Genomic DNA, 24732 nt, shown 5'->3' with positions numbered 1-24732 from the left:
ATCAATGCTGATATCCGTATCGTGGCTCGGATACAAATAATCGCGGATATAAATAAAACAAATTTTAATAAATCCCTCTTAGGGAGTGCATCAACGTTTTTGACCGCAGCGGTATCACGCCGAGGTGGTCTTTTTTGGCGCAGTATCGCTTCTGCGCTGTTTTTTATCTCTAAACTGGAACTATGATGAAACTGACTAAAATTGCATTGCTAACAATCGCCGCGTTTAGCTCGACGGCTTGGGCCCACGGTTATGTGGAAGCGCCGCAATCACGTGGCTACGCCTGTAAAACCGGCTTAAACAGTGACTGTGGCGCAGTGCAGTGGGAGCCACAAAGTATTGAAGGGCCTGATGGGTTTCCGTTAGCGGGCCCTGCGGACGGCAAGCTGGCGAGCGCGGGCTTGGTGCAATTTAGTGAACTGGATGCGCAAACCAGCACCCGTTGGAGTAAAACGCCGATTAAAAGCGGTAAACAGACCATTCGCTGGAATTTTACCGCCAACCACGTGACGCGCGAGTGGCGTTATTACATCACCAAACCGAACTGGGATCAGAATGCGCCATTGACCCGCGATGCATTTGAATTAACACCGTTTGCGGTTCATAGCGGTGATATGCAGCAGCCGCCGAAGCAATTTAGCCATGACATCGTGATCCCTGAGCGTAGCGGTTACCACGTCATTCTGGCGGTGTGGGAAGTGGGTGATACCGTCAACAGTTTCTATAACATGATTGACGTGATGTTTGACGACGATAACAGCGAAATCCCTGATTTTGGCTGGGCAAACGTGGGTACCATCTATCCAAGCGTCAATCTGAGCGTCGGCGATAAAGTCAAAACGCGTGTGTTTGATGCCCAAGGTGAGCGTCATGCGTTGTCCACCACGCTGACCATCGCCTCAAATGAGCAAGGCGAGAAAAATCAGTGGGCTTACGCACTGTCGAAAGCGATTAATAGCAGCCAGACTCTGTATCAGGCTGGCCAGAAAGATGCGCAGGGCAATATCAATCCGGCTTATGGCCAAAATACCGTCTATGCCAAGAAAGACAGTGGATTGGAGCGAGTTGAGATTGAAATCATTAAGGATGAAAGTGCGTTGCCACTGGATCTTGAGCTGAGCGGCCTGCAAGAGAGCTATACCTTAAGCGAAGGTAAGGCCAGCATTAGCTTTGACGTGCGTGCGGTTGGCGATTTAGCGATTCAGGCGACTATCTATAATCATGGCGGCGTGGCACAGGCGTTCACTGCGTTTGATCTGCAAGACAGCACGCGTAATGTCACGCTGGCGGTGCAAGATGCGCAGGCCGGTCATCATCGCTTGGTGGTTAAAGCCAGCAATAAAGAACAAAAAGTGCTGCAAAAAAGCGCTGATTTTATGCTGAAGGCGGAGGAAACTGGCGAACCATCCGGTGAGTATGAGTTTACGTTCCCGCAGTCCATCAAATCCTATGTTGCCGGCACCACGGTACTGCAGCCGAAAAACGGCAAAGTCTATGAGTGTAAGCCATTCCCATACAGTGGCTATTGCACGCAGTGGAGTGAAACTGCAACCCATTATGAGCCGGGTGTCGGTTCACACTGGCAAGATGCGTGGATTGAGAAAAAATAACGCGACTGGCGAATTAGACTCAATTATCACTACATAAAGTGAGTAATACCTAAAAAAGCCCTGTCTTAACAGGGCTTTTTAAACGGCGTTATTTATTACTTTTTTATGCCATTAAATGCGTATTGGGTTATTCGGTGTTATATAAAATGCGTTAATTAAAAAGATAGCCAGTAAGTTGCATATAGGCTTTATTTAATCCCATAAATTATATGATATTAAAATTTGTTTGTATGGATAAAGCGAGCGGTTGTTTTGTTTATTAATGCTAAATAGATATAACTCATTGACACTTACTTTAAGTACGTGCTGAAATCAAAGAGTCTGTGGGTAATATATTTGTACGGCTATTCAGAAGCGTGCTCGTCAAATTAATGTCGTCATAATATTGTCGCTTTAAAAGTCATGGCGGCAGAAATAAGTGTGTTTTATCCATTTAAAATAGATGCGTCGCACATAATAAGAATGAAAAAACAGCTCTTTTCTTTTAAATCTGCCACCACAACAACAATGAATAAAAAATAGCCGCGCTGGGTGTAAGCGAGCGCGGCGGAAATAAGTTTTCGCGCGTAGGTCAATCGCCCAATCGGTGATGACTATCCGTGTTGTTCCATATTGTATATACCCAAACAACGTGAAGTTGCAGGTAGGCGGCACGTGAGTGAATCTCCATGAGCATAGGCAAACTATGTGATTGGGCTGAACGAACGTAGCCAACACCGCTGCAGCTTCAAGTAGGAAGGGGATAGAACGAATTGCACAGAATTTTGCACCAATTACAGCGCACGTGTACCGCACACCGTTTTAGGGGCGTTGCACTGCGTATGTATGAGTTTTGAGTATTTGCTGGTAAGGCGTTGTTAACGCGTAAATGGGAGAAATAATGAACAAGCTGAAACTATCTTTGCTGGGCTGCCTGATTGGCGTGAGTAGCCCAATGCTGCATGCGGCCAATGCCGGTCAGACAATGGTTAATCCATCATCCGGTGTGGTGGTGGGTTACTGGCATAACTGGTGCGATGGTGCCGGTTACAAAGGCGGTATTGCGCCATGTGTGAAGCTTGATCAAGTCAACCCACAGTACAACGTGGTTGATGTCTCCTTTATGAAAGTGTACGGCAGCGATCCGATCCCGACGTTTAAGCTGGATCCAGCTGTTGGCATGAGTGAAAGCGAGTTCATCGCACAGATTGCTCAACTGAACCGCCAAGGTCGCTCGGTACTGCTGGCGTTGGGCGGCGCTGATGCACACATCGAACTGCGTAAAGGCCAAGAGCAGGCGTTTGCAGATGAGATTATCCGTCAGGTGGAAACTTACGGCTTTGATGGTTTGGATATCGACTTGGAACAAGCGGCGATCACCGCTGCCGACAACCAGACCGTGATCCCAGCAGCGCTGCGTATCGTCAAAGACCACTACCGCGCTCAAGGTAAAAACTTCCTGATCACCATGGCGCCAGAGTTCCCGTATCTGACCACCAACGGTGCGTACATTCCGTACATCCGTAATCTGGAAGGCTACTACGATTGGATCAACCCGCAGTTCTACAACCAAGGCGGCGATGGGATCTACATCGATGGTATCGGCTGGATTGCCCAGAACAATGACGCGCTGAAAGAAGAGTTCATCTACTACATCGCGGACTCTCTGAGCAACGGCTCGCGCGGTTTTTACAAAATTCCACACGACAAACTGGTGTTCGGTATTCCAACCAACATTGATGCCGCGGCAACCGGCTACGTTCAAGAGCCACAAAAGCTGTACAACGCCTTCAATCGTCTGAAGAGCCAAGGTCAGCCTCTGCGTGGGGTGATGACTTGGTCTATCAACTGGGATATGGGGCGCAACGCTGCCGGTCAGACGTATAACGAGTCGTTCATTAAGAACTACGGCCCGTTCATTCATGGTCAGGACATCACTCCGCCACCGGTAGAAAACGGCAAGCCAATCTTCTCCGGCATCAGCGACACCCGCATCAAGCAAGGTGCGCAGTTTGATCCACTGAGCGGCGTTAGCGCCAGCGATCGTGAAGACGGCGATCTGACCGCGCAGATCCGCGTAGAAGGATCAGTGGATACTCAGCGCATCGGCCTGTACCCGCTGATCTACAAAGTGAGCGACAGCGACAACAACCAGACCGAGCAAGTGCGCACGGTTGAAGTTTACAACATGAAGCCAACCTTCAGCGGTATTGCCGACACCACCTTGATCCTCGGCACCGCCTTTGATCCATTGGCAGGCGTGAGCGCGCAGGATGAAGAAGATGGCGATCTGACCTCTCACATCAAACTGAGCGGCAGTGTAGATAACAACACCGTTGGCCGTTACACCCTGACCTACCAAGTGAGCGACAGTGCCGGTCAGACCGTGACGCAAGCGCGTAACGTGACCGTGAAAGAAAGCGGTGGCGTGTGCACTAACGGTTGGAGCGCCACAGCGACTTATGTGGGTGGCGATCTGGTAAGCCACAACGGCAAGAGCTGGCGCGCCGAGTGGTGGACGCAGGGTGACGAGCCGGGCACGACCGGAGAGTGGGGCGTTTGGCGTCTGCAAGGTGACAGCGATTGTGACGGCGGCGTAACTCCGCCTCCGGTAACTGGCAGCAGCGATTTCACCATCAGCAACTTTGACTCCCGTTACACCTTGGTCAACGGTCAAGTCAGCATTCGCTTTAATCTGGCCACCAAAAACCCGGTCCAGATTGCCGCCAGCCTGCAGCAAAACGGCCAATCATTTGGCGCGGTGAATGCGCTGGTTAACGGTAACAGCGCACTGGCCTTGGCGGTGAGCAATGCCACGGCGGGCAGCTATGAGCTGGTAATTGAGGGGCAAGCCGAAGGTCAACAGCCGGTGGTACAGCGTCATGCCGTGACCCTGAGCGAAGACAACCAAGGCGGTGGCGGCGAGGGCGATTACCCAGCCTATGTGGCCGGTAATGCCTACCAAGCGGGCGATCGCGTGAGCAATGGCGGTGCAAACTATGAGTGCAAACCATGGCCGTACAGCGGCTGGTGTGGCAGCTCCCCGGCGCACTATGCACCAGGCAGTGGCAGCGCTTGGGGTGATGCGTGGGATCGCCTGTAATCCATCGCGTTATCTAATCTGATTATCTCATCGCGATATTCATCGACATATCGGGGCAGCTCGGCTGCCCCTTTTTATACGCGCAGTATGAGTATCTGATGAGATTGAAAGCGAACAGCTCTTATTAACATGTTGATTTTTATTAATTAACAAGCATAAGGGCGCAGTTGTTTGATGGCTGTTCATTTAATAAACAGTTGTTTAATAAAAGGTAGGTAATATGGAAATGAGCTATCTCTCATGCTTGATTGCAGTCTCACTGGTCACCGCTGCTTTACCTGTATCCGCTAATGACACCTCTCCGTTATATTTCAACAGTATCCAGTCGAAAAATGATTTGGTGGGAAAGCTAGAAGCCAAAGTTCAGTTTGCTCAAAGCCAAATCTTGCCGTCTAAGGCCCTCGAAGGCGATCGCCAGCCTATCCTCACCAGTTTGCGCAAAAGTCTGATTTTGGTGCAGCCATTGCAACCGGACGCGGTCACGCCGATGTTTGTTGATGCTCGTGATAGCAGTGGCGCGCTTTTGGGCACCGTGACCTTAGCGCCGCCATCGGCATTGCCAGAAACGGTCTACCATCTACCGGGTGTTCCTGCTGGTGGCGTTAACTTTACCCCTGAAAGTGGTGAAACGCGGGTCATTAACAGCAGCGCTGAATTGGCCAAATTGGATGACAAGAATGGCGCTTTTCTGAAAGAGCGTCTGGCCACGAGTGCATTGGTTGAGATCCAAACCGCTGATGGCCGTTGGGTGCGTGATATCTATCTGCCACAAGGCGCTGAGCTGGAAGGCAAGATGGTGCGGATGCGTTCACGCGCCGGTTATAACTCAAACCTTTATTATGGTGAGCGCAAAGTCACCGTATCGAATGGCCAAACCATCGCGTTTAAATATGCCAACGGCCAGTGGTTTCGCGAAGGCGAGTTGGAAAACAACCGTCTGAGTTATGCCCCGGATACGTGGAGTGGCGAGTTACCGGCCGAGTGGATTGTGCCAGGGCTCGCGCTTTCCGTGCGCCAAGGCAATTTAACCGGTGAATTGACGGATATCCCAGTCGGTGCACCGGGCGAATTGCTGCTGCACACCATTGATATTGGGATGTTGGTAGAGCCGCGCGATCGCTTTTCGTTTGCCAAGGATTTTGACGCGCAGCGCGAATACTTCCAGACCCTTCCGGCGCGTCGCATGGTGGTTAACCAGTATGCACCGTTGCACTTACCGGAAGTGATGTTGCCTAACGGCACTTTGCTGACGGACTTTGACCCGAGTGATGGCGGCTGGCATGGCGGCACTATGCGCCAGCGGATCGGTAAAGAGCTGATCTCGCACGGCATTGATAACGCTAACTACGGTATTAACAGCTCGGCGGGCGAAGGCGAGGGTAGCCATCCGTTTGTGGTCGCTCAGCTGGCGGCACATAACAGCCGTGGCAAATATGCGAATGGCGTACAGGTGCACGGTGGTTCGGGTGGCGGCGGTATTGTCACGCTGGATAATTCACTGGGTAACGAATTTAGCCACGAAGTGGGTCATAACTTTGGCTTGGGCCACTATGTGGATGGTTTTCGTGGCTCGGTGCATCGCAGCGCCGATCAAATCAACTCGACCTGGGGTTGGGATAGCGACAAGCTGCGCTTTATTCCAAACTTTTTCCCGCGTCAAAATCAGGCCGAAACCTGTCTCGACGGTCAGTGTCAGTTGCCGTTTGACGGGCGTCAGTTTGGTAAGGATGCGATGGCCGGCGGCGAGCCATTCTCTGCAGCCAACCGCTTTACCTTATATACCCCGAACTCGGCGGCGCTGATCCAGCGTTTCTTTGCTAGCAAAGCGGTGTTTGATAGCCAATCACCGACCGGATTTAGCAAATGGAATGCCGATACCGCGCGCATGGATCCATACCAACATACCGTAGAAGGGCTCGAAACGGTCAATGCTCCGGTCGATAACCTGAGCGCCGAGAATCTGGCTCAGCTGCTTTCGGAGTATGAGCTGGTCAAAATTGGCATGTGGAACGGACACTGGGCGCGTAACATTTATATGCCGGCGGCATCAAGTGAAAACCGGGGTCGCAGCATCAGTATTGACCATCGCGCAGGCTATAACAGTCATCTGTTTATCAATGGCAGCGAAATTCTGGTCAGCAACGGCTACAAGAAAACTTTCACCTCTGATGGCCAGCGCTGGCAAGAGCGGGCGGAGGTGAATACACGCGTTGCCCGTCAACCACAGCGTTTCGAAATTCCGGTGACCACCTTGGTCGGCTACTACGATCCGCAAGCGCGTCTGCAAAGCTACATCTATCCGGCACTGCATGCAGCGTATGGATTTACCTACCCCGATGACAGCGCCACAGTGTCCAGCAATGACTGTCAGTTGCAGGTCGAAACCCGTGACAGCGTGCTGCGCTTTAAGCTGCTGAATCACCGCGCATCGAGCGCCGTGATGAACAAATTCCACATTAACGTGCCTAGCGACAGTCAACCGAGCAAAGCGCGAGTGGTGTGTAACAACCGCACCTTGAGCGAAGCCGCGCTGTCTGTTGCGCCGACCGATCTGGTGTACACCATCAATGGTAAGTTGCCGGAAACCGACGGTGGCGGTGAGTGCAGTAATGCCTGGCGCGCAGAGGCAACCTACGTGGGCGGCGATCTGGCCAGCCATAACGGTAAGAGCTGGCGTGCCGAATGGTGGACGCAAGGCGAAGAGCCGGGTACCACCGGCGAATGGGGTGTCTGGCGTCTGCAAGGTGACAGTGATTGCAGCGGCGGCGTCACGCCACCTCCGGTGACCGGCAGCAGTGATTTTACCCTCAGTAATTTCGATTCCCGCTATACCTTAGTCAACGGTCAGGTCAGCATCCGTTTGAATCTGACCACCCAAAATCCGGTGCAGATTGCCGCGAGCTTGCAGCAAAACGGCCAGCGCTTTGGGGAAGTCAGTGCTCAGGTGAACGGCAACAGCGCACTGACGCTGGCGGTCAGCAATGCCAGCGCCGGTAGCTATGAACTGGTGATTGAAGGCAAGGCCGAAGGCCAGCAGCCAGTGGTGCAACGTCATACCGTGACACTGAGTGAAGACAATCAAGGCGGTGGGAGCGAAGGCGACTATCCGGCCTATGTGGCCGGCAATAGCTACCAAGCCGGCGATCGCGTCAGCAACAGCGGCGCGAACTACGAGTGTAAGCCGTGGCCGTATAGCGGCTGGTGTGGTCTGTCTCCCGCCCATTATGCGCCGGGTACCGGTAGCGCGTGGTCTGATGCATGGCAGCGCCTGTGATCCGGCAATCTAGATCTGCAATCTAGCTCTGCAACCTAGCTCAGCAACCTAGCTCAGCAACCTAGCTCAGTAACCAATAGGGGACGGCCAGCCCGCCCCTTCATTTTCACTATGGATATTCCCTTTCCGTTTTAGCTTTTAAGGCACTGACTTTTCGACGGTTGCCTATTCACGCCACTGACAAAAGGAGCGTTACATGATGAGGATCTCCACCCTTGCCGCCATGATTGGGGTAAGTCTGTCGCATTCAGTGTGGGCGACCACCAGCGAACAAGATTATTTTCGCCAGACCTATCAAACACATCACCAACTGATGACCGACCGTTTGGCGGCGCTGCGCGCTGAAGCGGAAAACGGCGATAACGTGAGCATTAAAGACGGCCAACGTTACCTGAACGTCAACGGCACCGAGTATCGTCTCACTGCCGATAACCGGATCCTGTTTGATTTCCCAAAGCCGACCTTTACCGATGAAACCTCCATCCGTAATGTCTTTAATTTCTTTAATCAAGACTGGGAGCTCACTTGGTATGACAGTGGGGTGGTCGCCGTTAACAAGCTGTTTGGAAATTATGATTACGGCAACGGCTGTTTGATGGAGTATTACCCGCGCGGCACCATCCAAAATGGTGAGCAAACCCATGTGGTACTGGAAACCGCCTCGTGCCGCGTCAACTCGTTTGATACGACGGTGAAAAATTTGGATATCGGCGAACAGATCCCAGCCGAACAGCTGGGGCTGGATGCCAGCTTGATCACCGCCGTGGAGCGCTATCAAGATCGTTTATATGTCAGCCAGAATAGCAATCCGGGCAGCGTGCAGATTATCGATCTGGCCTCTCGCCAAGTGATCGGCCAGATCACCGGAGCAGGCAGCGAATACAACCAAGTCAGTGAGCTGTATATTCGCAATAACCTGTTGTACGTGGTATCGCGTTACTCGCATCGGGTCGACATCTTCGATCTGGATAATAACCATCAGCATGTCACCACACTCGGTACCGGCCGCGATTCGGGGATCAACAGTTTGCACCGCACCCAAGCGGTGGTGGCGAATGACCAGTATGTGCTGGTGGCCGATGCGTTGAGCCAAATTAAGGTTTATCGCCAGCAAGATGTACTGCCGGAAAATAACTTAAAAACCCCGATTGCTGGCTTGTTGGAGTTTGAAGGCAAATACAGCCACCGTCTGGTGCAAATGCATCTGCTGCAAGACTATTTGATTGCCCATACCACTGGCAAAAATTACTACATTTATGACCTGCGCAAGCTTGAGCAAGCTATGCGTGATGGCGTGCCGTTAGCACCAGAGCAGGTGATCGCCGATAGCTCACTGCAAAAAATCGATACCGATGGCGAGCAGTTGGTCGTCAATTTTAAAGATCGGATCGCGTGGTATTCGATGCGTGATTTTATTGACGGCGGCTTCCGCTTTACCAATGAAACCTTTGCGGTAAAGCGTATTAATGATGCGCCGGTAACGTCGCTCAATGATCTACATCTTGCGGGGAACACGTTGATTTCAGCCAACAGCCAGGGCTTGGGCATCAACGAGCTACTGACCAAAGAGATCGCGTTTGTGGCGGGCAGCAGCTTGTCTGTGCCGCAGTTTAAATTTGATCAGTTGCAGCCAAGCTCAGTGGGGTACATCTTTGATAAAGATGAGCCGTATGAAGTGTTGGTCAATAAGTCACTGCGCTCGGTCAATATCAACTCTTTGGTGAAAACGGAGCTGCTCGATAATGAGCGCGTGCGCATCACCAACTATGCGGCGCAAGAGCTGCGTGATATCAACATCGAGTCCAAACTCAGTGGCGTCAACAAGTGGTTTATCCTCGGCCAATTTGATCGCCTGCCGGCTTATGCCCAGATTGTTCTGCCGTTGAGTGCGTTTGGCGAAAGCGGCCGCTTTAACAGCGCGAACCGCGATGGGGTGTTTGATCTCAATGCCTTGTTTGATAACCGTGTAGCCTTACCGGCGCAATTTACCCACCGTTTTAGCTCTGACAGCGATCCGTTTGCACAAAAACTCTCACGTTTGAAACCAACGTGGAATGTCGGATTTGCCAGCACGAATCCGAATGACACCAAGTGGCGTGCCATGAATGCGCTGTATGCCAAAGAGTGGCTGATTATTGCCACGAACTTGGCGTACATGGTATCGGCCGAAGAGTTCAAGCATGTCTGGTTCAATTTCAAAAACATTATGGGCTATGACATGTTTGGCAACGGCGGCAACAGTTACGTCGCCAACGGGATCTTTACTGCCGAGGATTATGCCCATTATTACCAGAGCTTGATGAAACGCTCGCACCTTAATTTGGGCATCACTGCAATGGGCGGCGGTCTGGGTAGTGCGGGGATCACCGGCGTCGATACCTTTAACTTCGTCAGCCACTATTACGGTGGTTGGGGCGTTATTGCACATGAATTTGGCCACGGTTTTGATGGCGGTCACTATGGTCACCAAAGCGCGTTTGCCAACGGGGGCTACGGTTGGCATCCGTTGATGACCGAATTGGCAAACTACCACATTCGTAAAGGCGATCTGCCGTATATGGATGACGATCTGAATGGTTTCCATAAACCAGAGAATGATGGCTATCGCTATAACTCGGTGAATCAAGGGGCGCGTAAGTACCGGGCGGATAGCCACATGTACACCATTGACCGTTATTTTATGCAGTATTCGCAAATGCCAATGGGCTGGGTGGCTAACGGCAGTGAGTTTAGTGCAGAGCAGCTGAGCGGTCTGAACAATCAAGAGCGGCTGCTGATGAGTACGCTGCCGAAAGAGAACGAAAAGCGCAACTTGTGCCGCTTTACCTTCACCGATGGTGAGCAGTATTACGGTTATGTGGAGCCGGTAGACGGCGGCTATCGCTGTGACGCCGGTGAACTGATCCGTTATCGCCAATCGGATGGCCAATTTGTTCCGCTAGTTTCCTCGGCAAACCAGTTTGATTGGCTGTCGCTGCACCAAAAAGGACAGCTTAATCAGCCGGTATTGCACCAAAATGGACAACCCCTGTGTTACATGAGCACGTCGGGTTTCTACGGTATTGGTTTTATTAATACCAAAAATCAATGTGCTCAATTACCCAATGTTTATCATGTAAATGGTAATAAGTGGCTATTTAGCAGCCGTTGGACGCAAATTAACTACGTTAGTGGCGATTTTGTACCGCCTACGGCAGGGGCGAGCAGCGAGTTCACGCTGAATAACCTCAATACTGAATACCCGTTGGTGAATGGGCAGGTCGCTATTTCATTGGCGCTCACCACCGCAAATCCGGTGGATATCTCCGCGACCTTAGCGCAAGCGGGTAATCCGCATGGTAATGCCAGCGCTCGCATTGAGGGAAATGGCACCTTGTTGTTGGCGTTAGACAACCTCAGCGCTGGGTCTTATGACCTGTTACTGGAAGGGATGGCCGAAGGCGGTAAGCAAGGTTCGCAGCAGCGTTTTAGTGTCACGCTGGTCGATACCGTTGCCGGTGGGGGCAATGAAGGCAATGGCGGTAATGAAGGGAATGAGGGCAACCAAGATAATTACCCGGCCTATACCCCAGATACCGCCTATCAGGCCGGTGATCGCGTGAGTCATGCAGGGGGTGATTACGAGTGTAAACCGTGGCCATTTAGTGGGTGGTGTGGTGGCTCTACCAGCCATTATGCTCCTGGCACCGGTAGCCATTGGAACGATGCGTGGGTGAAAATTTAACCACAGGATAAAGTGCGGATAGCATCGAAGTAATAAGTCAAAGGGCTGCATGGCAGCCCTTTTGTTGGGCTTGAGGCTCGCCAGCGATCGTGAGAGAACGTCGTCATGTAAGGTTTGTAGGAGGGTTCATTCGCGTAATCTATCCCTAATCAAACGCTTATAATCATCCCTTCGTTGATTCTTTTTTGTTCTTCTGCCTGCGCAATAAACACAACACGCCACCGCGTTTTTAAAAATCCTGTCTATTCTTAACTGTATCTCTACCGCCATGCTGAGTGAATGGTCATTAACAGCGACTACCGGAGATACTTGATATGCCAACCAGTAAAGCCAGCACCGGATTTAACAGCTATGTTTCAACCGGCCACCTGCCAGATCAACATACCGTGACCACCTTAGTGCAAGAAGCGCATGCGCGTTTCGGTACCGATACGAATGGGAAGGTTTCGACGGTTTATCCGGCATTAGAACGCGTCGATCCGGATCTGTTTGCGATTTGCATGGTGGGAACCGACGGTTCGCTGCACGCCGCCGGCGATATTGACCATGAATTTACCATCATGAGTGTCTCGAAACCCTTTGTGTTTGCGCTGGTGTGCCAAGCCATTGGCCCGAAAGTCGCGCGTGAGCTGCTCGGCGTGAATAGCACCGGCATGGCCTTTAACTCCGTGGCGGCGATTGAAAAAACTACCGATGGTCGCACTAACCCCATGGTAAACCCCGGCGCTATCGCCACCACCAGCTTCGTGCCCGGAACCACGAGCGATGAACAATGGAAATTTATTTACGACGGACTTTGCCGTTTTGCCGGACGCAAACTAACACTTAATGAAGAAGTGTATCAGTGCGCCAGCGATACCAACTTTCGTAACCGTGGGATCGCCAACGTGCTGCAAGGCTATGGGCGGTTAGGCAGTGATCCGATGGTCGCGACTGATTTGTATACCCGTCAGTGCGCTTTAAATGTCAGTGCGCGCGACTTAGCGGTGATGGGCGCAACCTTGGCTGACGGCGGCGTCAACCCGCTGACCAAAGAGCGGGTGGTCGACAACGATGTCTGCCACTACACGTTGGCGGTTATGGTGACGGCCGGCTTGTATGAAACCTCCGGTGATTGGCTGTATGACATTGGTTTACCGGGGAAAAGCGGGATTGGCGGTGGGATCGTTACCGTCTCCCCGGGCAAAGGCGGCTTAGGGACATTTGCGCCGTTGCTAGACAGTGCGGGTAACAGTGTGAAAGGACAGCTGGCCGCGCGCTTTTTATCGCGCACCTTGGGCATGGATATGTTTGTTTCCGAACCGTATATCGATAAAACCATCGACAAAGGTTAAGTCACGCAGGCGGCGGTCTGCTGGCAGACCGCAGTGAATGTTGGCAGAACAAAAACACCTGTTAAAAGGCTAGAGATCTTATGGGTAATCAATCAGCTCACCTCACGGGTCAAGAAGTCAAAGAATCCTGGGTACCAATGATAGCCATCGCGATGGCTCAGGTGCTCATGTCCTTCAACGTTGCCTCTCTGCCCGTTGCGTTGGGCGGGATGGTCAGAAGTTTTAACGTTCCACCGACTACCATTGCCACGGCGATCGTTATGTACTCACTGTCGGTCGCGGGTTTTGTGATGTTGGGTGCCAAACTTAACCAGCGCTTTGGGCCGGTGCATGTGTTCCGGGTCAGCGTACTGGTCTTCGGTGTCGCTCAGATCATGATGACCTTCAGCCCGAATGCCACCATCATGATCAGCGCCCAAGCGTTAAGCGGCTTGACCGCAGCAGCACTGGTACCGGCGCTGGTGGCCTTGATTGCTGAAAACTACCGCGGCTCACAACAAGCCACGGCGCTGGGTGCACTGGGCTCAGCCCGTGCTGGTGCGGGGGTGAGTGCGTTCCTCATCGGTGGTGTGCTGGGTACCTACATTGGTTGGCGTCCGGCGTTCGGGATCTTGATTGGTCTGTCGGTGATTATTTTCATCCTGAGCTTTCGTCTGAAAGCCGATAAGGCGCGCCCAGATGTCAGCATTGATTTGGTCGGTGTGGTGCTGGCGGCGGCGGCGATCATTTTGATGTCGTTCGGTTTTAATAACCTCAATCGCTGGGGCTTTGGCTTAGCCACGGACAGCGCGCCGTTTACCTTGTTCGGTTTGTCTCCGGCGCCGTTCATGATTGTGGTCGGTATCGTGTTGGCGCAAGCCTTCGTGGTGTGGACGCGCCGTCGTCAAGAGCAAGGTAAGACGCCGCTGCTGGCGTTGGAAGTGATTAACTCGCCGAGTGAGCGGGCGGCGGTAATTGCCATGTTTGCGGTGGTGGCACTGGAGGCGATGCTGAACTTCTCGGTGCCGCTGTATATCCAGATTGTACAGGGCAGTACCCCAATGGCGACCGCCATTGCCATGATGCCGTTTAACCTGTCAGTGTTCTTCTCCGCCATGTTGATTGTGCGCTTTTACGGTAAGTGGACGCCACGGCAGATCGGTCGTTACGGCTTTATCACCTGTACTATCGCCCTGTTGTGGCTGTCGTTCGTGGTGCGCAACAACTGGAGTGAGTTCGCGGTACTGTTCGGACTGGTGGTGTTCGGCATTGGTCAGGGTTCGTTGGTGACTCTGGTGTTCAACGTGCTGGTAAGTTCGTCACCCAAAGAGCTGGCGGGCGATGTCGGCTCATTACGTGGTACCACCAACAACTTAGCGGGCGCGATCGGTACTGCGGTGGCGGGGGCCTTACTGGTGGGATTACTCAGTGCTAACGTCATGCGTGGGGTGGCGGAAACGCCGATCCTGACTCCAGAGCTGCAATCGCAAGTAAATATGGACAGCATCAACTTCGTCAGCAATGACCGTCTGGAAAGCGTACTGGCACAAACTTCGGCCACACCGGAGCAAGTGGCCGAAGCGGTGCGCGTCAATGAAGAGGCGCGCTTACGTGCCTTGAAGTTCGGGCTGCTGATCATGTCCATGCTGTCACTGTTGGCGATTTTCCCAGCCAGCCGTTTACCGGATTATCTGCCGGGTGAATTGACCTCTGACAATCTGGATAAACCCAAAGCTAAATAAGGTTAAGACACATACGAAACAGCAAGCATGACACATGCCAGTGCGGTTGACTCAATCGCACTGGCAGATTTTCTAAGCAATAAGCATGTAATAAAGACCGCGTTACTGAATAAAAAATACCTCTATACCGGAACACAAAATAACGTCCCTGCAGGCAGTGAGCTTGGTGAACATGGTCGTCACGGTAAGGCTGAGCATGAGCTCTACATAACAGAGTATGCGGCCAGCTATCCAGAGTAGGAAACCAAGGTAGGAAGCAGGGCAATTCAGAAAAAGGAAAGTCACAATGGCCAGTACAACTAAAACGGCAATCGGCGTGGCAACAAGCACCGGCAAAAAGGCATTTTGCTGTGGTGTTATGGTATTGAGCTCCTCTTTCTTTGCGTCGACGGTGTTGGCCGCTGGCAGCGAAGCGAGCACTCCGCAGTGGCATTATGAGTTGACGCCCTATATCTGGGCCGTCGGCCAAGACGGCAAGGTGGGGATAGCGGAAGGCCCTGGTAACGGCCAGCAATTTGAGCAAAGTTTTTCTGATATCTGGGATCGCATGGACATGGCGGGGATGGCTGCCTTTGAAGCGCGCTATGACCGCTGGGGTGTGATGCTAGACGCCATCTATCTGCGGATCTCGGATCAGGCCACCTTATCTGGCCCACGCGGCTTGGTCGACATCGATGCTGACGGCAAAGTGACGCAGCAACAATATGCTGTCGCGGGGTATTACCGCATGCTCGATGAGCAAACCAAAGTCGATGCGGTTGCCGGTCTGCGCTACAACATTATCAACTGGGATGCGAATGCCACCCTGACATCACCTTTATTGCCCGATGTGAGCGTCACACCGACAACCTCAGAGCGTAAACGCTGGGTAGACCCTTATGTGGGGATCCGCGTACTGCATGATTTCGTGAATTATAACCAATGGAGTGTAACGGGCTATGCCGATGTTGGCGGCTCAGGCTCTGGTTCCGATTTAACGTGGCAGATGATTGGCAGCGTCAACTACGCCTTTAGCCCGACACTGCAAGGTCGATTTGGTTACCGCTACTTCTCGATTGATTATGACCGTGACGGTTTTGTTTATGATGTTGCGACCTCAGGTGTATATGTTGGCCTAGGTTTTGCTTGGTAGTTAATGAAATTGCATGCAGTTAAATTAATTGCTTATGCGTATTACCAAAAAAGAGGATGCCGGACCCCAAGTAGTAGCTGTACTGACCCGATGCTTTGCTATCTGTATCTGTAAACGAAAAGGACAGAGCCATGAGATTAAGTAAGCTTGCTCAGATTACCGCGATGATGATAACCGTTCATGCCACCACCTCGGCTTATGCCGCCGGCAGTGAAACGCCTGCTGCTACAGCGACAGATAGCGGGCCAGCACACTTCCACCCACAGGGCAAACCACCATCAAAATATACGATTGCTCTGCACGATCAGAATAAAAACAGCTTACCGTTTGAAGATGCGCGTGATTTTGAAGAATCCCAAAAAGGCTTTATTGCCAAACCACCATTTAAAAAGATCATGGCCGATGCCGGCAACGTTGCTTGGGATATGGAAAGCTATGAATTCCTGCTGCAAGGTAAAGACTTCGCCAGTATTCATCCTTCATTACAGCGACAAGCCATTTTAAATATGGCCTATGGCCTGTATGAAGTGGTGCCTGATCGTATTTATCAGGTACGTGGTTTTGATTTGGCCAACATGACCTTCATCAAAGGGGATACCGGCTGGATCATCTTTGACCCGCTGACAACCCGCGAAACAGCGGCGGCAGGGCTGGCGTTCGTGAATGAAAAACTGGGCAAACGTCCGGTGGTTGGCGTGGTGATTTCGCACTCGCACGGTGACCACTTTGGTGGGGTCCGTGGCGTAGTGGATGAAGCCGATGTGACCAGCGGCAAAGTACCGTTGATTGCTCCAGACGGTTTTGTTGAAGCGGCCATTTCTGAAAACGTGTTTGCGGGTAATGCCATGGCACGCCGTTTTCAGTATCAATATGCGGTGTTGTTAGATCGCAGCCCGTTTGGGCATGTGGATCAGGCCATTGGTAAGAATGTGGCGGTGGGTAATACCGGCCTGCTGGTGCCAAATCGTTTAATTAAAGATGATTTTGAAGAGATCACCATTGATGGCGTGAAAATGGTGTTCCAGAACACCCCAGATACCGAAGCGCCGGTGGAAATGAACACCTACTTCCCGCAATTCAACGCGTTTTGGGCGGCAGAAAACGTTACGGGAACCATTCATAACATCTACACCTTGCGCGGCGCACCGGTACGAAATGCGCTGAACTGGTCAAAACAGATCAATACTGCTTTGTACAAATTTGGCGATGATGTGCAGGTGATGTTTGCTTCACACAGCTGGCCTCGTTGGGGTAATGATCGCATCAAAGAAGTGCTGCGTGCACAGCGCGATTTGTATGCCAATATGAATAATCAGGTGCTGCATTACGCCAATCAGGGCGTCACCATCAACGAAATTCACAATGTCTACCAAGCGCCACCAAGCTTGCAGCGTCAATGGGCGGCACGCAGTTACCACGGCTCTGAGCCACACAACTCACGGGCGATCATCAACCGTTTTATCGGTTATTGGGATGGTAACCCAGCCACCCTGATCCCGCTGTCGCCACGTGAATCAGCGCCTTTGTATGTCGAGATGATGGGCGGCGCGGCCAAGATTTTGGCTAAAGGCAAAGAGCTGAACGAGCAAGGCAAATACTTGGAGGCCACCGAGATCCTGAACAAACTGGTGTACGCCGAACCGAAAAACCAAGATGCCCGTAATTTACTGGCTGATGCGTATGAACAGCTCGGGTATCAGAAAGAAAGTACCAGTTTGCGTAATAGCTTTTTGCAAGGTGCTTACGAGTTACGCACCGGTATTCCGCAATCGTTACCGCCAAGAACCACCGGCCCCGATGTGATTAGCGCCATGCCGACCTCGTTATGGCTGGATTTCCTCGGCATCAGCATGGATAGCAAAAAAGCCGATGGCATGGCTTTTACCATCAACTTGGTGACGCCAGATAACAACGAACGTTACTTAATTGAGATGAGTAACGCGACCCTGACCAACATTGCCAACTATCAGGCGAAGAACCCGACCTTAACCATCACCTTGAATCGTGCTGATTTGAACAACGTCATGATGGGGGCGACGACCTTTGAAGCACTGGAGTCAGCGGGCAAGGTGAAGATGGAAGGGGATCGCTCAGCCTATAACAAGCTGAAAAGTACCTTAGTCCGCTTCACGCCGGACTTTGAAATTATCCCTGGAACCACCAATGCGCGGCCAACTCCGGCTTCCGTTACTAGCACCAGCACCAGCACTACCGCGCCTACTGATAACAGCAATAACCCGTTTGAATATGTGATTTATCCTTCAGAAGAGGATTAATTCCACGTAATCAAACGAAATAAACCGTTATGGGCGTGATTTATTGCGCGCGCTCATAACGCAAAAAATAAGACATCTCGGTACGTTTATCGGTGAGCGATTTTAGGAAGTACGTGAATAAAGAAATAGTTAACGTAGAGGGAGAGTACGACATGAAAAAAAGAATAAACGTACCGCGATGTGCCGTCATAAAACCGACGAAGCGATATATAAAAATAATATAGACAAACCATATAGACGAAACCATAAGAGCGACCGCAGACGGTAATCGACAATTTTCTGGCAGGTGCTGTTGGCTAAGTAAATGATAACGAATGATATAAAGATATAACAGGGTGTAGTTAAACTGGCATCAATAACAAAACTTGTCACTCAGTGGCATTTTAACCAACCCTGTTTATACTCATTCTAAGTACGGGCTCGTTATCTGTATGAACTAAAAGCCATTATTAACAGCGCATACTTGCTTTTTGGTGGGTATTCATGATGTTAAATAATAATTTTTTTAAAAAAATTTTCGGGTTAGCGTTATTTTCAGTCAAGACAGTGAAGAAAATCTTCGTCTTGCTACTGGTATTTTTAGTGGCGCTGATTGCTATTCGAATTTATGACACTGAGCGTGGCCCTAAACTGCAGGCGTGGCACACGTGGACGCCCGATGAAATGTCGGTGGCGCAGGTTGATAATGCGAGATTTAGTGATTATCTGGCGCGCGAAGATGATATTTATAAAAATTTAAAAGAAAACGTCACGGATAAAATTCCCGAAAGTGAAAAAACGGAACTGAATCGTTATTACGAAAACAGTTTGGTTTACCCGCCGAAATTCCATCAAGACTGGAACCGTTCGTATTTATTGATGCCAGAAGGCAAGCCGCAGGGCGCGGTGGTGTTGCTGCATGGGCTGACCGATACGCCGTATAGTTTAACTGAGATGGCTGCACTGTATCAGTCGAAAGGGTTTGTGGTGGTGGCGCCGCGGTTACCGGGGCACGGTACCGTTCCGGCTGGGCTGACTAGCGTTGGGCGCAATGAGTGGTTGGCAGTAACCCGTATGGCGGTGCGCGAAGCCACTGCGCTCGCTGGTGAACAGGTGCCGCTGCATATTGTGGGCTTTTCCAATGGCGGCGCGCTGGCGATGAAATACACCCTTTCTAGCCTCAATGACAAAACGCTGCGCATACCACAACAAGTCATTCTGTTGTCGCCGATGATCGGCATTACCAGTTTTGCTCGCTTTGCTGGCTTGGCGGGGTTGCCTTCTATCTTCCCTGCGTTTGCTAAATCCGCATGGCTGAGCATTATTCCGGAATTTAATCCGTTCAAATATAACTCGTTTCCGGTGAAAGCGGCCAGGGAGTCATTTTTACTGACGCAAGAGTTACAGCAAAGTATTCGTGAGCTGACACCGGAAGACTTGCATAAAGTACCGCCGATTTTAACGTTCCAATCGGTGATGGACTCCACGGTCAGCACCCGTGCGGTAGTGAACTCGTTATACCGCTATTTAGGCGATAACGGCAGCGAACTGGTGCTGTTTGATATTAACCATGCGGTCAGCTTCCCTCCGTTATTCCGCCGCTCCGCTTACACCGCGGTCAACTCCTTGTTGCCACGCGGAGCGCGCAACTACAACACCATCGTGATTACCAACTTAACGCCGAACTCACCGGAAGCGGTGGCGACAGTGACCCGCGCAGGCGAGACGCGCACCCTGACGACGCCGATTGGGCTCCGCTATCCGAATGACATGTTTTCGCTGTCACACGTTGCGCTGCCGTTTTCTGTGACGGACTCGCTCTATGGCAGTGCGCCGGTAGATAAAACTCGCTATGGCATCAATCTAGGGACAATTTCGATGCGCGGCGAATCATCGGTATTGATCGTGGGGATGGATGCACTGATGCGTGCCACATCCAATCCTTTCTTTACTTACATGATGGATGTGGTCGAAGGCCGGATTGCGTGCAGTGACAGCAGTGATCTCTTGGCCTGTCTTAATCAGCACTAAGCTTAATCCGTACTAACACCGTTCGGATGGTACAAGGTCGAGCATAAATGGCGGCGTAGCGGATAGCCGGTACGCCACGAAAAAGTAAATTCAATCGCTCTGGATTCAGCAGACTGTTCGCGCCCGGCTGTTCTGTGAGTGACCGCATTCAATGTTAAGTGAAGAGATGCTGCCGTGAATATGAAGCGCATTATGATGGTATGTCTGGTGATGGCCCTCTCCGGCTGTGATAGAGGTGCTCAGACTGAGCAAGATACATTGCGGCCGGTGAATGTCTACGACGTGAGTAATTCGTTGAAAAAAGGCGTTCGTACCTTCCCTGCGCGCGTGGTCGCTGGCGATAAGACTGACTTGTCATTCAAAGTGCCGGGCACGCTCAATCGAGTCGAGGTGCTGGAAGGCGAGCGGGTCACTCCGGGGCAACTGATTGCTAGCCTCAACAACTATGATGTGCTGCATCGTCTGTCGGATCGCCAAGCTTCCTATAATTTGGCGCAAAAACAATTTAACCGCTTCTCGCAGCTCAGAGCCCGTGATGTGGTGTCTAAGGCGGATTTTGATGTGCAGCGCGCCGCCCGAGATTCTGCTTTGGCGGCACTGAATCTGGTCAAACAAGAGCTGCAAGATATGCAGTTACGCGCGCCATTTGCGGGCATTATCTCGAATGTCAGTGTCAGCAATTATCAGGTGATCTCCCCTGGGCAGACCATTGTGACCTTAAACTCCCTTGATACATTGGATGTGGTGTTCAATGTGCCGGAAAGCTTATTCAAGCTAATCAATGAACAGAACAAAGCCTATCAGCCGACAGTGACCATCAATAACCTGCCCGGTAAAGAGTTTATTGCTCAATATAAAGAGCACCGCGCTAACGCATCGGCTAACTCGTTGACTTATCAGGTCACGCTCACTATGCCACGGCCGAAAGATTTCCCTTTATTATCAGGGATGAGCGGCGTGGTGCGTATCAATCTCGATAACATCCCGTCGGCGGCCAATCGCGTGAGCGTGGTGGTGCCGGTGGATGCGGTCTTTAGCCCAGATGGCAATATCTGCGGCAAAACCTGCGTGTGGGTGGTGCAGGAAAAAGAAGGTAAATATTTTGTCGAAGCCCGTAACGTGACGCTGGGCGGGTATACCTCCGAGGGCGTGCAGGTGCTCTCCGGCTTATCCGATGGTGAGCGCATCGTAGCGACAGGGGCCAATGAACTTAAAGAAAATCAGCAAGTGAGGATCTGGGTTCGCGAGCGAGGTTTATGATGAAACTGCTAGATTTTTTCATAAAAGACAATACCCGCGCTTGGCTGCTGATTATCTTGTTGGGGGTGGGCGGTGTTATCTCGTTTCTTAACATCGGAAAGTTGGAAGACCCCGCGTTTACCATCAAAACGGCGGTTATCGTTACCCGCTATGACGGTGCGTCGGCCAAACAAGTTGAAGAAGAGGTGACGTTACCGCTGGAGCGCTTTATCCAGCAATTGCCGTATGTGGATAACATCACCTCGATTTCTGGAGTGGGCTTATCGCAAATCACGGTCTCCATCTTGGATCGCTACGGCCCAAATGAGCTGCCGCAAATCTGGGATACCTTGCGTCGGCGGGTGGCTGACGCCGCGCTGGCGTTTCCGCCCGGAGTCAGTCCGCCGTTTGTAAATGACGACTTTGGTGACGTGTACGGGATTTTTCTTTCCCTTTACGGCAAAGGCTACAGTAACCAAAGCTTACGAGATTTTGCCGAAACCTTGCGCCGTGAGCTGGTGGTGATCCCTGGGGTGGGCAAAGTGGTGATCTCTGGAGTTATTCCGGAAGAGATCCAAATTGAAGTTTCGCGCGCCAAAATGGCGTCGTTCAATATCACGCCGCAGCGTTTGCATGCCATTTTGAGCCAGCAAAACGTGGTGTCTAATGCCGGTAATGTGCTGGTGGGCAACAAGAAGATCCGCCTCAATCCGACCGGTGAATTTAGCAGTGTGCAGGAGCTGAGCACGGTGGTGATCAGTGAGCCGGGGGCACCGAAAAGTGTGTATTTGCGCGATATTGCCACCATCACGCAAGGGGTAACGCACGCGCCTAACAATATTTACCGCGCTAACGGTATGCAGGCGGTGGTGCTCGGGGTGTCTTTTGCGCCCAATGTCAGCGTGATTAATGTCGGTAATCTGGTTAAGGAAAAGCTCAACGAGCTGGAAAGCGAACGCCCTGCTGGGATGGAGATGAGCCTGTTCTACGATCAGGCCTCTGAAGTAGAAACAGCAGTGAATGGCTTTATCGCCAACTTTCTGATTTCGCTGTTGATTGTTATCGGGATCTTGCTGCTCTTTATGGGCGCGAAAAGCGGGATTGTGATTGCGTTGTCGCTGGCACTGAACGTGCTGGGGACCTTGTTTATCATGAAAATGCTGGATATTGAGCTGCAGCGGATCTCGCTCGGGGCGCTGGTGATCTCGCTCAGTATGCTGGTCGATAACTCGATAGTGATTGTGGAAGGGGTATTGATTGCCGGTAAGCAGGGTAAATCGTTGTTGGCAGCGATCCGGTATGCGGTGGGCAAAACCATGCTGCCGCTACTGGGGGCGACCATTATCGCCATTCTGGCGTTTGCGCCGATTGGTCTGTCGAATGATTCCACCGGTGAATATTGTAAGTCGCTCTTTCAGGTTCTGCTGATCTCTTTGATGCTGAGTTGGTTTATTGCACTCACGATCACGCCGGTACTGATGAAGTGGATTTTCAAAGATCACGGTGAGGGAACCCTTACTGAGGTCAGTACGGTAGACGAGAAAGCCGCGGATGCGACCGTTAAGCCCGCTGACGTGGCGGTTACAGAAACCTTGGCTGAGGGCAGCGAGCAAAAAGACGAGGCTATTTACTCGGGGGCGGTGTTCCGTATTTATATGGGCACGCTGGATAAATTGCTGCGCTTTAAAACCCCGACGCTGTTGCTCCTCGGTGCCTTACTGGCACTGTCTATCTGGGGATTTGGCTCGGTGCGGCAGAGCTTTTTCCCGCCGTCAAATACGCCGATTTTCTTCGTCGATTTGTGGCTGCCGTTTAACACCGATATCAAGCACACCGAGCGCGTAGCCGCAGAAATTGAGCAGCATATTCGTGAAAAAGAGCCGGTTAAAGGCACGGTGGTGACTACCGGTCAAGGCGCGCTACGCTTTATTCTGACTTACAACGCCCAGCGTTTGTATTCTAACTATGCGCAGATTTTGGTGAAAACCGATGATCTGCAAGTCATTCCTGGCATGGTGAAAGAGATTGAGTCGTATATTCGCGCTCAGTATCCGGATGTGCGGGTGCAGTCAAAACGCATCATGTTTGGCCCATCGAACAGCAGCTCGATTGAGGCTCGCTTTATTGGTGCCGATCCTGAAGTGCTGCGTAATTTGGCCGATCAAACCATCCAGATTTTCAATACTGTGCCGAGCGCCGATGGAGTGATGCATGATTGGCGTGAGCGGGTACAGGTGATCCGTCCACAATACTCTCAGTATCTGGGCTCTGAGTTGGGGGTGGATAAGCGCGAAGTGGATTTGGCATTACGTCTGAACTTTGAGGGCGCGCCGGTCGGTATTTACCGTGACGGCAGTCGTTTGATGCCGATCATGCTGCAAACGCCAGCCGAAGAGCACTTAAATGTCGAGCACCTGAATGATGTGATGGTGTGGAGTAATGCCCAGCGCACCTTTATCCCGATTGATAACGTGGTCAGTGAATTCACCTCAGAGTGGGAAGATCCGCTGATTATGCGCCGCGATCGGAAAAGAACTCTGACGGTGATGGCTGACCCAAGCTCTGTCAGCGGCGAAACCTCGGCCGAGTTGCTGCAGCAGATCAAACCGAAGATGGATTCGTTGGTTCTGCCACAAGGCTATTCGCTGGAGTGGGGCGGAGACTATGAGAGCACCAAGAATGCGCAGTCTGGGCTGTTGCTGAGCTTGCCGGTGGCCTTTGTCATCATGTTTATCATCACGGTGTTGATGTTCAGCTCGTTAAAAAATGCCGTCGCCATTTGGTTGACCGTACCGCTGGCGATGATTGGGGTGACGTTTGGTTTTCTGCTCACCGGGATCCCGTTTGGCTTTATGGCGTTGATTGGGTTGCTCAGTTTGAGCGGGATGCTGATCCGTAACGGGATTGTGCTGGTGGAAGAGATTGGCTTACAGCGCAAAGAGAAACCGTTTAAAGAGGCAGTGATTTATGCCGCCGCGTCGCGGATGCGGCCTATCTTGCTGACCGCATTTACCACGGTACTTGGGTTAATCCCGCTGTTAAGTGATGCGTTTTTCCAGAGTATGGCGGTGGTGATCATGTTCGGTCTTGGCTTTGCTACGGTACTGACGTTGCTGATTCTGCCGGTGATTTACAGCTGCTTTAACAAGCCCGATCCGGTGACGGGGCACTGAGTTCGCCGAGTTATAACGCGACACTGATCTCTGAACGAATAAGGCCGGCGCAGTGCAAACACGCCGGCCTTACTTTTTACGGTGAGATAACCAGCGAGTGATGTGATTTAGCGATGTAATTTGTTATCTCGTTATCGTGCTTAGTGTTAACCGCGCC

The 24732-nt window shown here is 51.6% G+C and carries 12 protein-coding genes; all 12 read left to right on the top strand.

What is annotated here, in order from left to right; all coding sequences use genetic code 11:
• Positions 1–185 precede the first annotated feature (185 nt).
• A complete protein-coding gene (gene gbpA / locus L975_RS08205; protein WP_218185582.1) occupies positions 186–1610 on the top strand; it encodes an N-acetylglucosamine-binding protein GbpA in 1425 nt (474 codons plus the stop codon).
• Between the two features lie 880 nt (positions 1611–2490).
• On the top strand, positions 2491–4692 hold the full coding sequence (locus L975_RS08200; protein WP_047708073.1) for an immunoglobulin-like domain-containing protein: 2202 nt from the start codon (positions 2491–2493) through the stop codon (positions 4690–4692).
• Between the two features lie 220 nt (positions 4693–4912).
• Positions 4913–7966 (top strand): M66 family metalloprotease, encoded by a 3054-nt coding sequence (locus tag L975_RS08195; protein WP_081995641.1) that lies wholly within the window; start codon positions 4913–4915, stop codon positions 7964–7966.
• A gap of 196 nt (positions 7967–8162) precedes the next feature.
• Positions 8163–11690 carry a hypothetical protein gene (locus L975_RS08190; RefSeq protein ID WP_047708071.1) on the top strand — a complete coding sequence of 1176 codons (3528 nt, stop codon included), beginning with the start codon at positions 8163–8165 and terminating at the stop codon, positions 11688–11690.
• A gap of 314 nt (positions 11691–12004) precedes the next feature.
• Complete coding sequence (gene glsA, locus L975_RS08185) at positions 12005–13024, top strand: glutaminase A (protein ID WP_010862260.1); 1020 nt, start codon at positions 12005–12007, stop codon at positions 13022–13024.
• An 80-nt stretch (positions 13025–13104) separates the two neighbouring features.
• Positions 13105–14745, top strand: a complete 1641-nt coding sequence (locus tag L975_RS08180) for an MFS transporter (RefSeq protein WP_010862259.1) — start codon at positions 13105–13107, stop codon at positions 14743–14745.
• Between the two features lie 27 nt (positions 14746–14772).
• The gene (locus L975_RS08175; RefSeq protein WP_047708069.1) at positions 14773–14985 is read left to right on the top strand and encodes a hypothetical protein; all 213 of its coding nucleotides are present in this window, start codon (positions 14773–14775) and stop codon (positions 14983–14985) included.
• 46 nt (positions 14986–15031) lie between these two features.
• Positions 15032–15877 (top strand): hypothetical protein, encoded by an 846-nt coding sequence (locus L975_RS08170; RefSeq protein ID WP_039045439.1) that lies wholly within the window; start codon positions 15032–15034, stop codon positions 15875–15877.
• 131 nt (positions 15878–16008) lie between these two features.
• Positions 16009–18153: an alkyl/aryl-sulfatase gene (locus tag L975_RS08165; RefSeq protein WP_081995640.1), complete on the top strand. Its 2145-nt coding sequence runs from the start codon at positions 16009–16011 to the stop codon at positions 18151–18153.
• A gap of 486 nt (positions 18154–18639) precedes the next feature.
• Entirely contained in the window at positions 18640–20163 is a 1524-nt protein-coding gene (locus L975_RS08160) for a carboxylesterase (RefSeq protein WP_052181353.1), read from the top strand.
• A gap of 174 nt (positions 20164–20337) precedes the next feature.
• Complete coding sequence (locus L975_RS08155; RefSeq protein ID WP_167550121.1) at positions 20338–21423, top strand: efflux RND transporter periplasmic adaptor subunit; 1086 nt, start codon at positions 20338–20340, stop codon at positions 21421–21423.
• Positions 21423–24575, top strand: a complete 3153-nt coding sequence (locus tag L975_RS08150; protein WP_047708066.1) for an efflux RND transporter permease subunit — start codon at positions 21423–21425, stop codon at positions 24573–24575. Before L975_RS08155 ends, L975_RS08150 begins: the two co-directional genes overlap by 1 nt.
• The last annotated feature ends 157 nt before the right edge of the window (positions 24576–24732 follow it).

Source organism: Plesiomonas sp. ZOR0011, from assembly GCF_000800945.1.
GTDB classification, from domain to species: Bacteria; Pseudomonadota; Gammaproteobacteria; order Enterobacterales; family CAMTGL01; genus Plesiomonas; species Plesiomonas shigelloides.
Note: the sequence above shows the minus strand (reverse complement) of the source record. Positions and strands in the feature narration are given on the sequence as shown.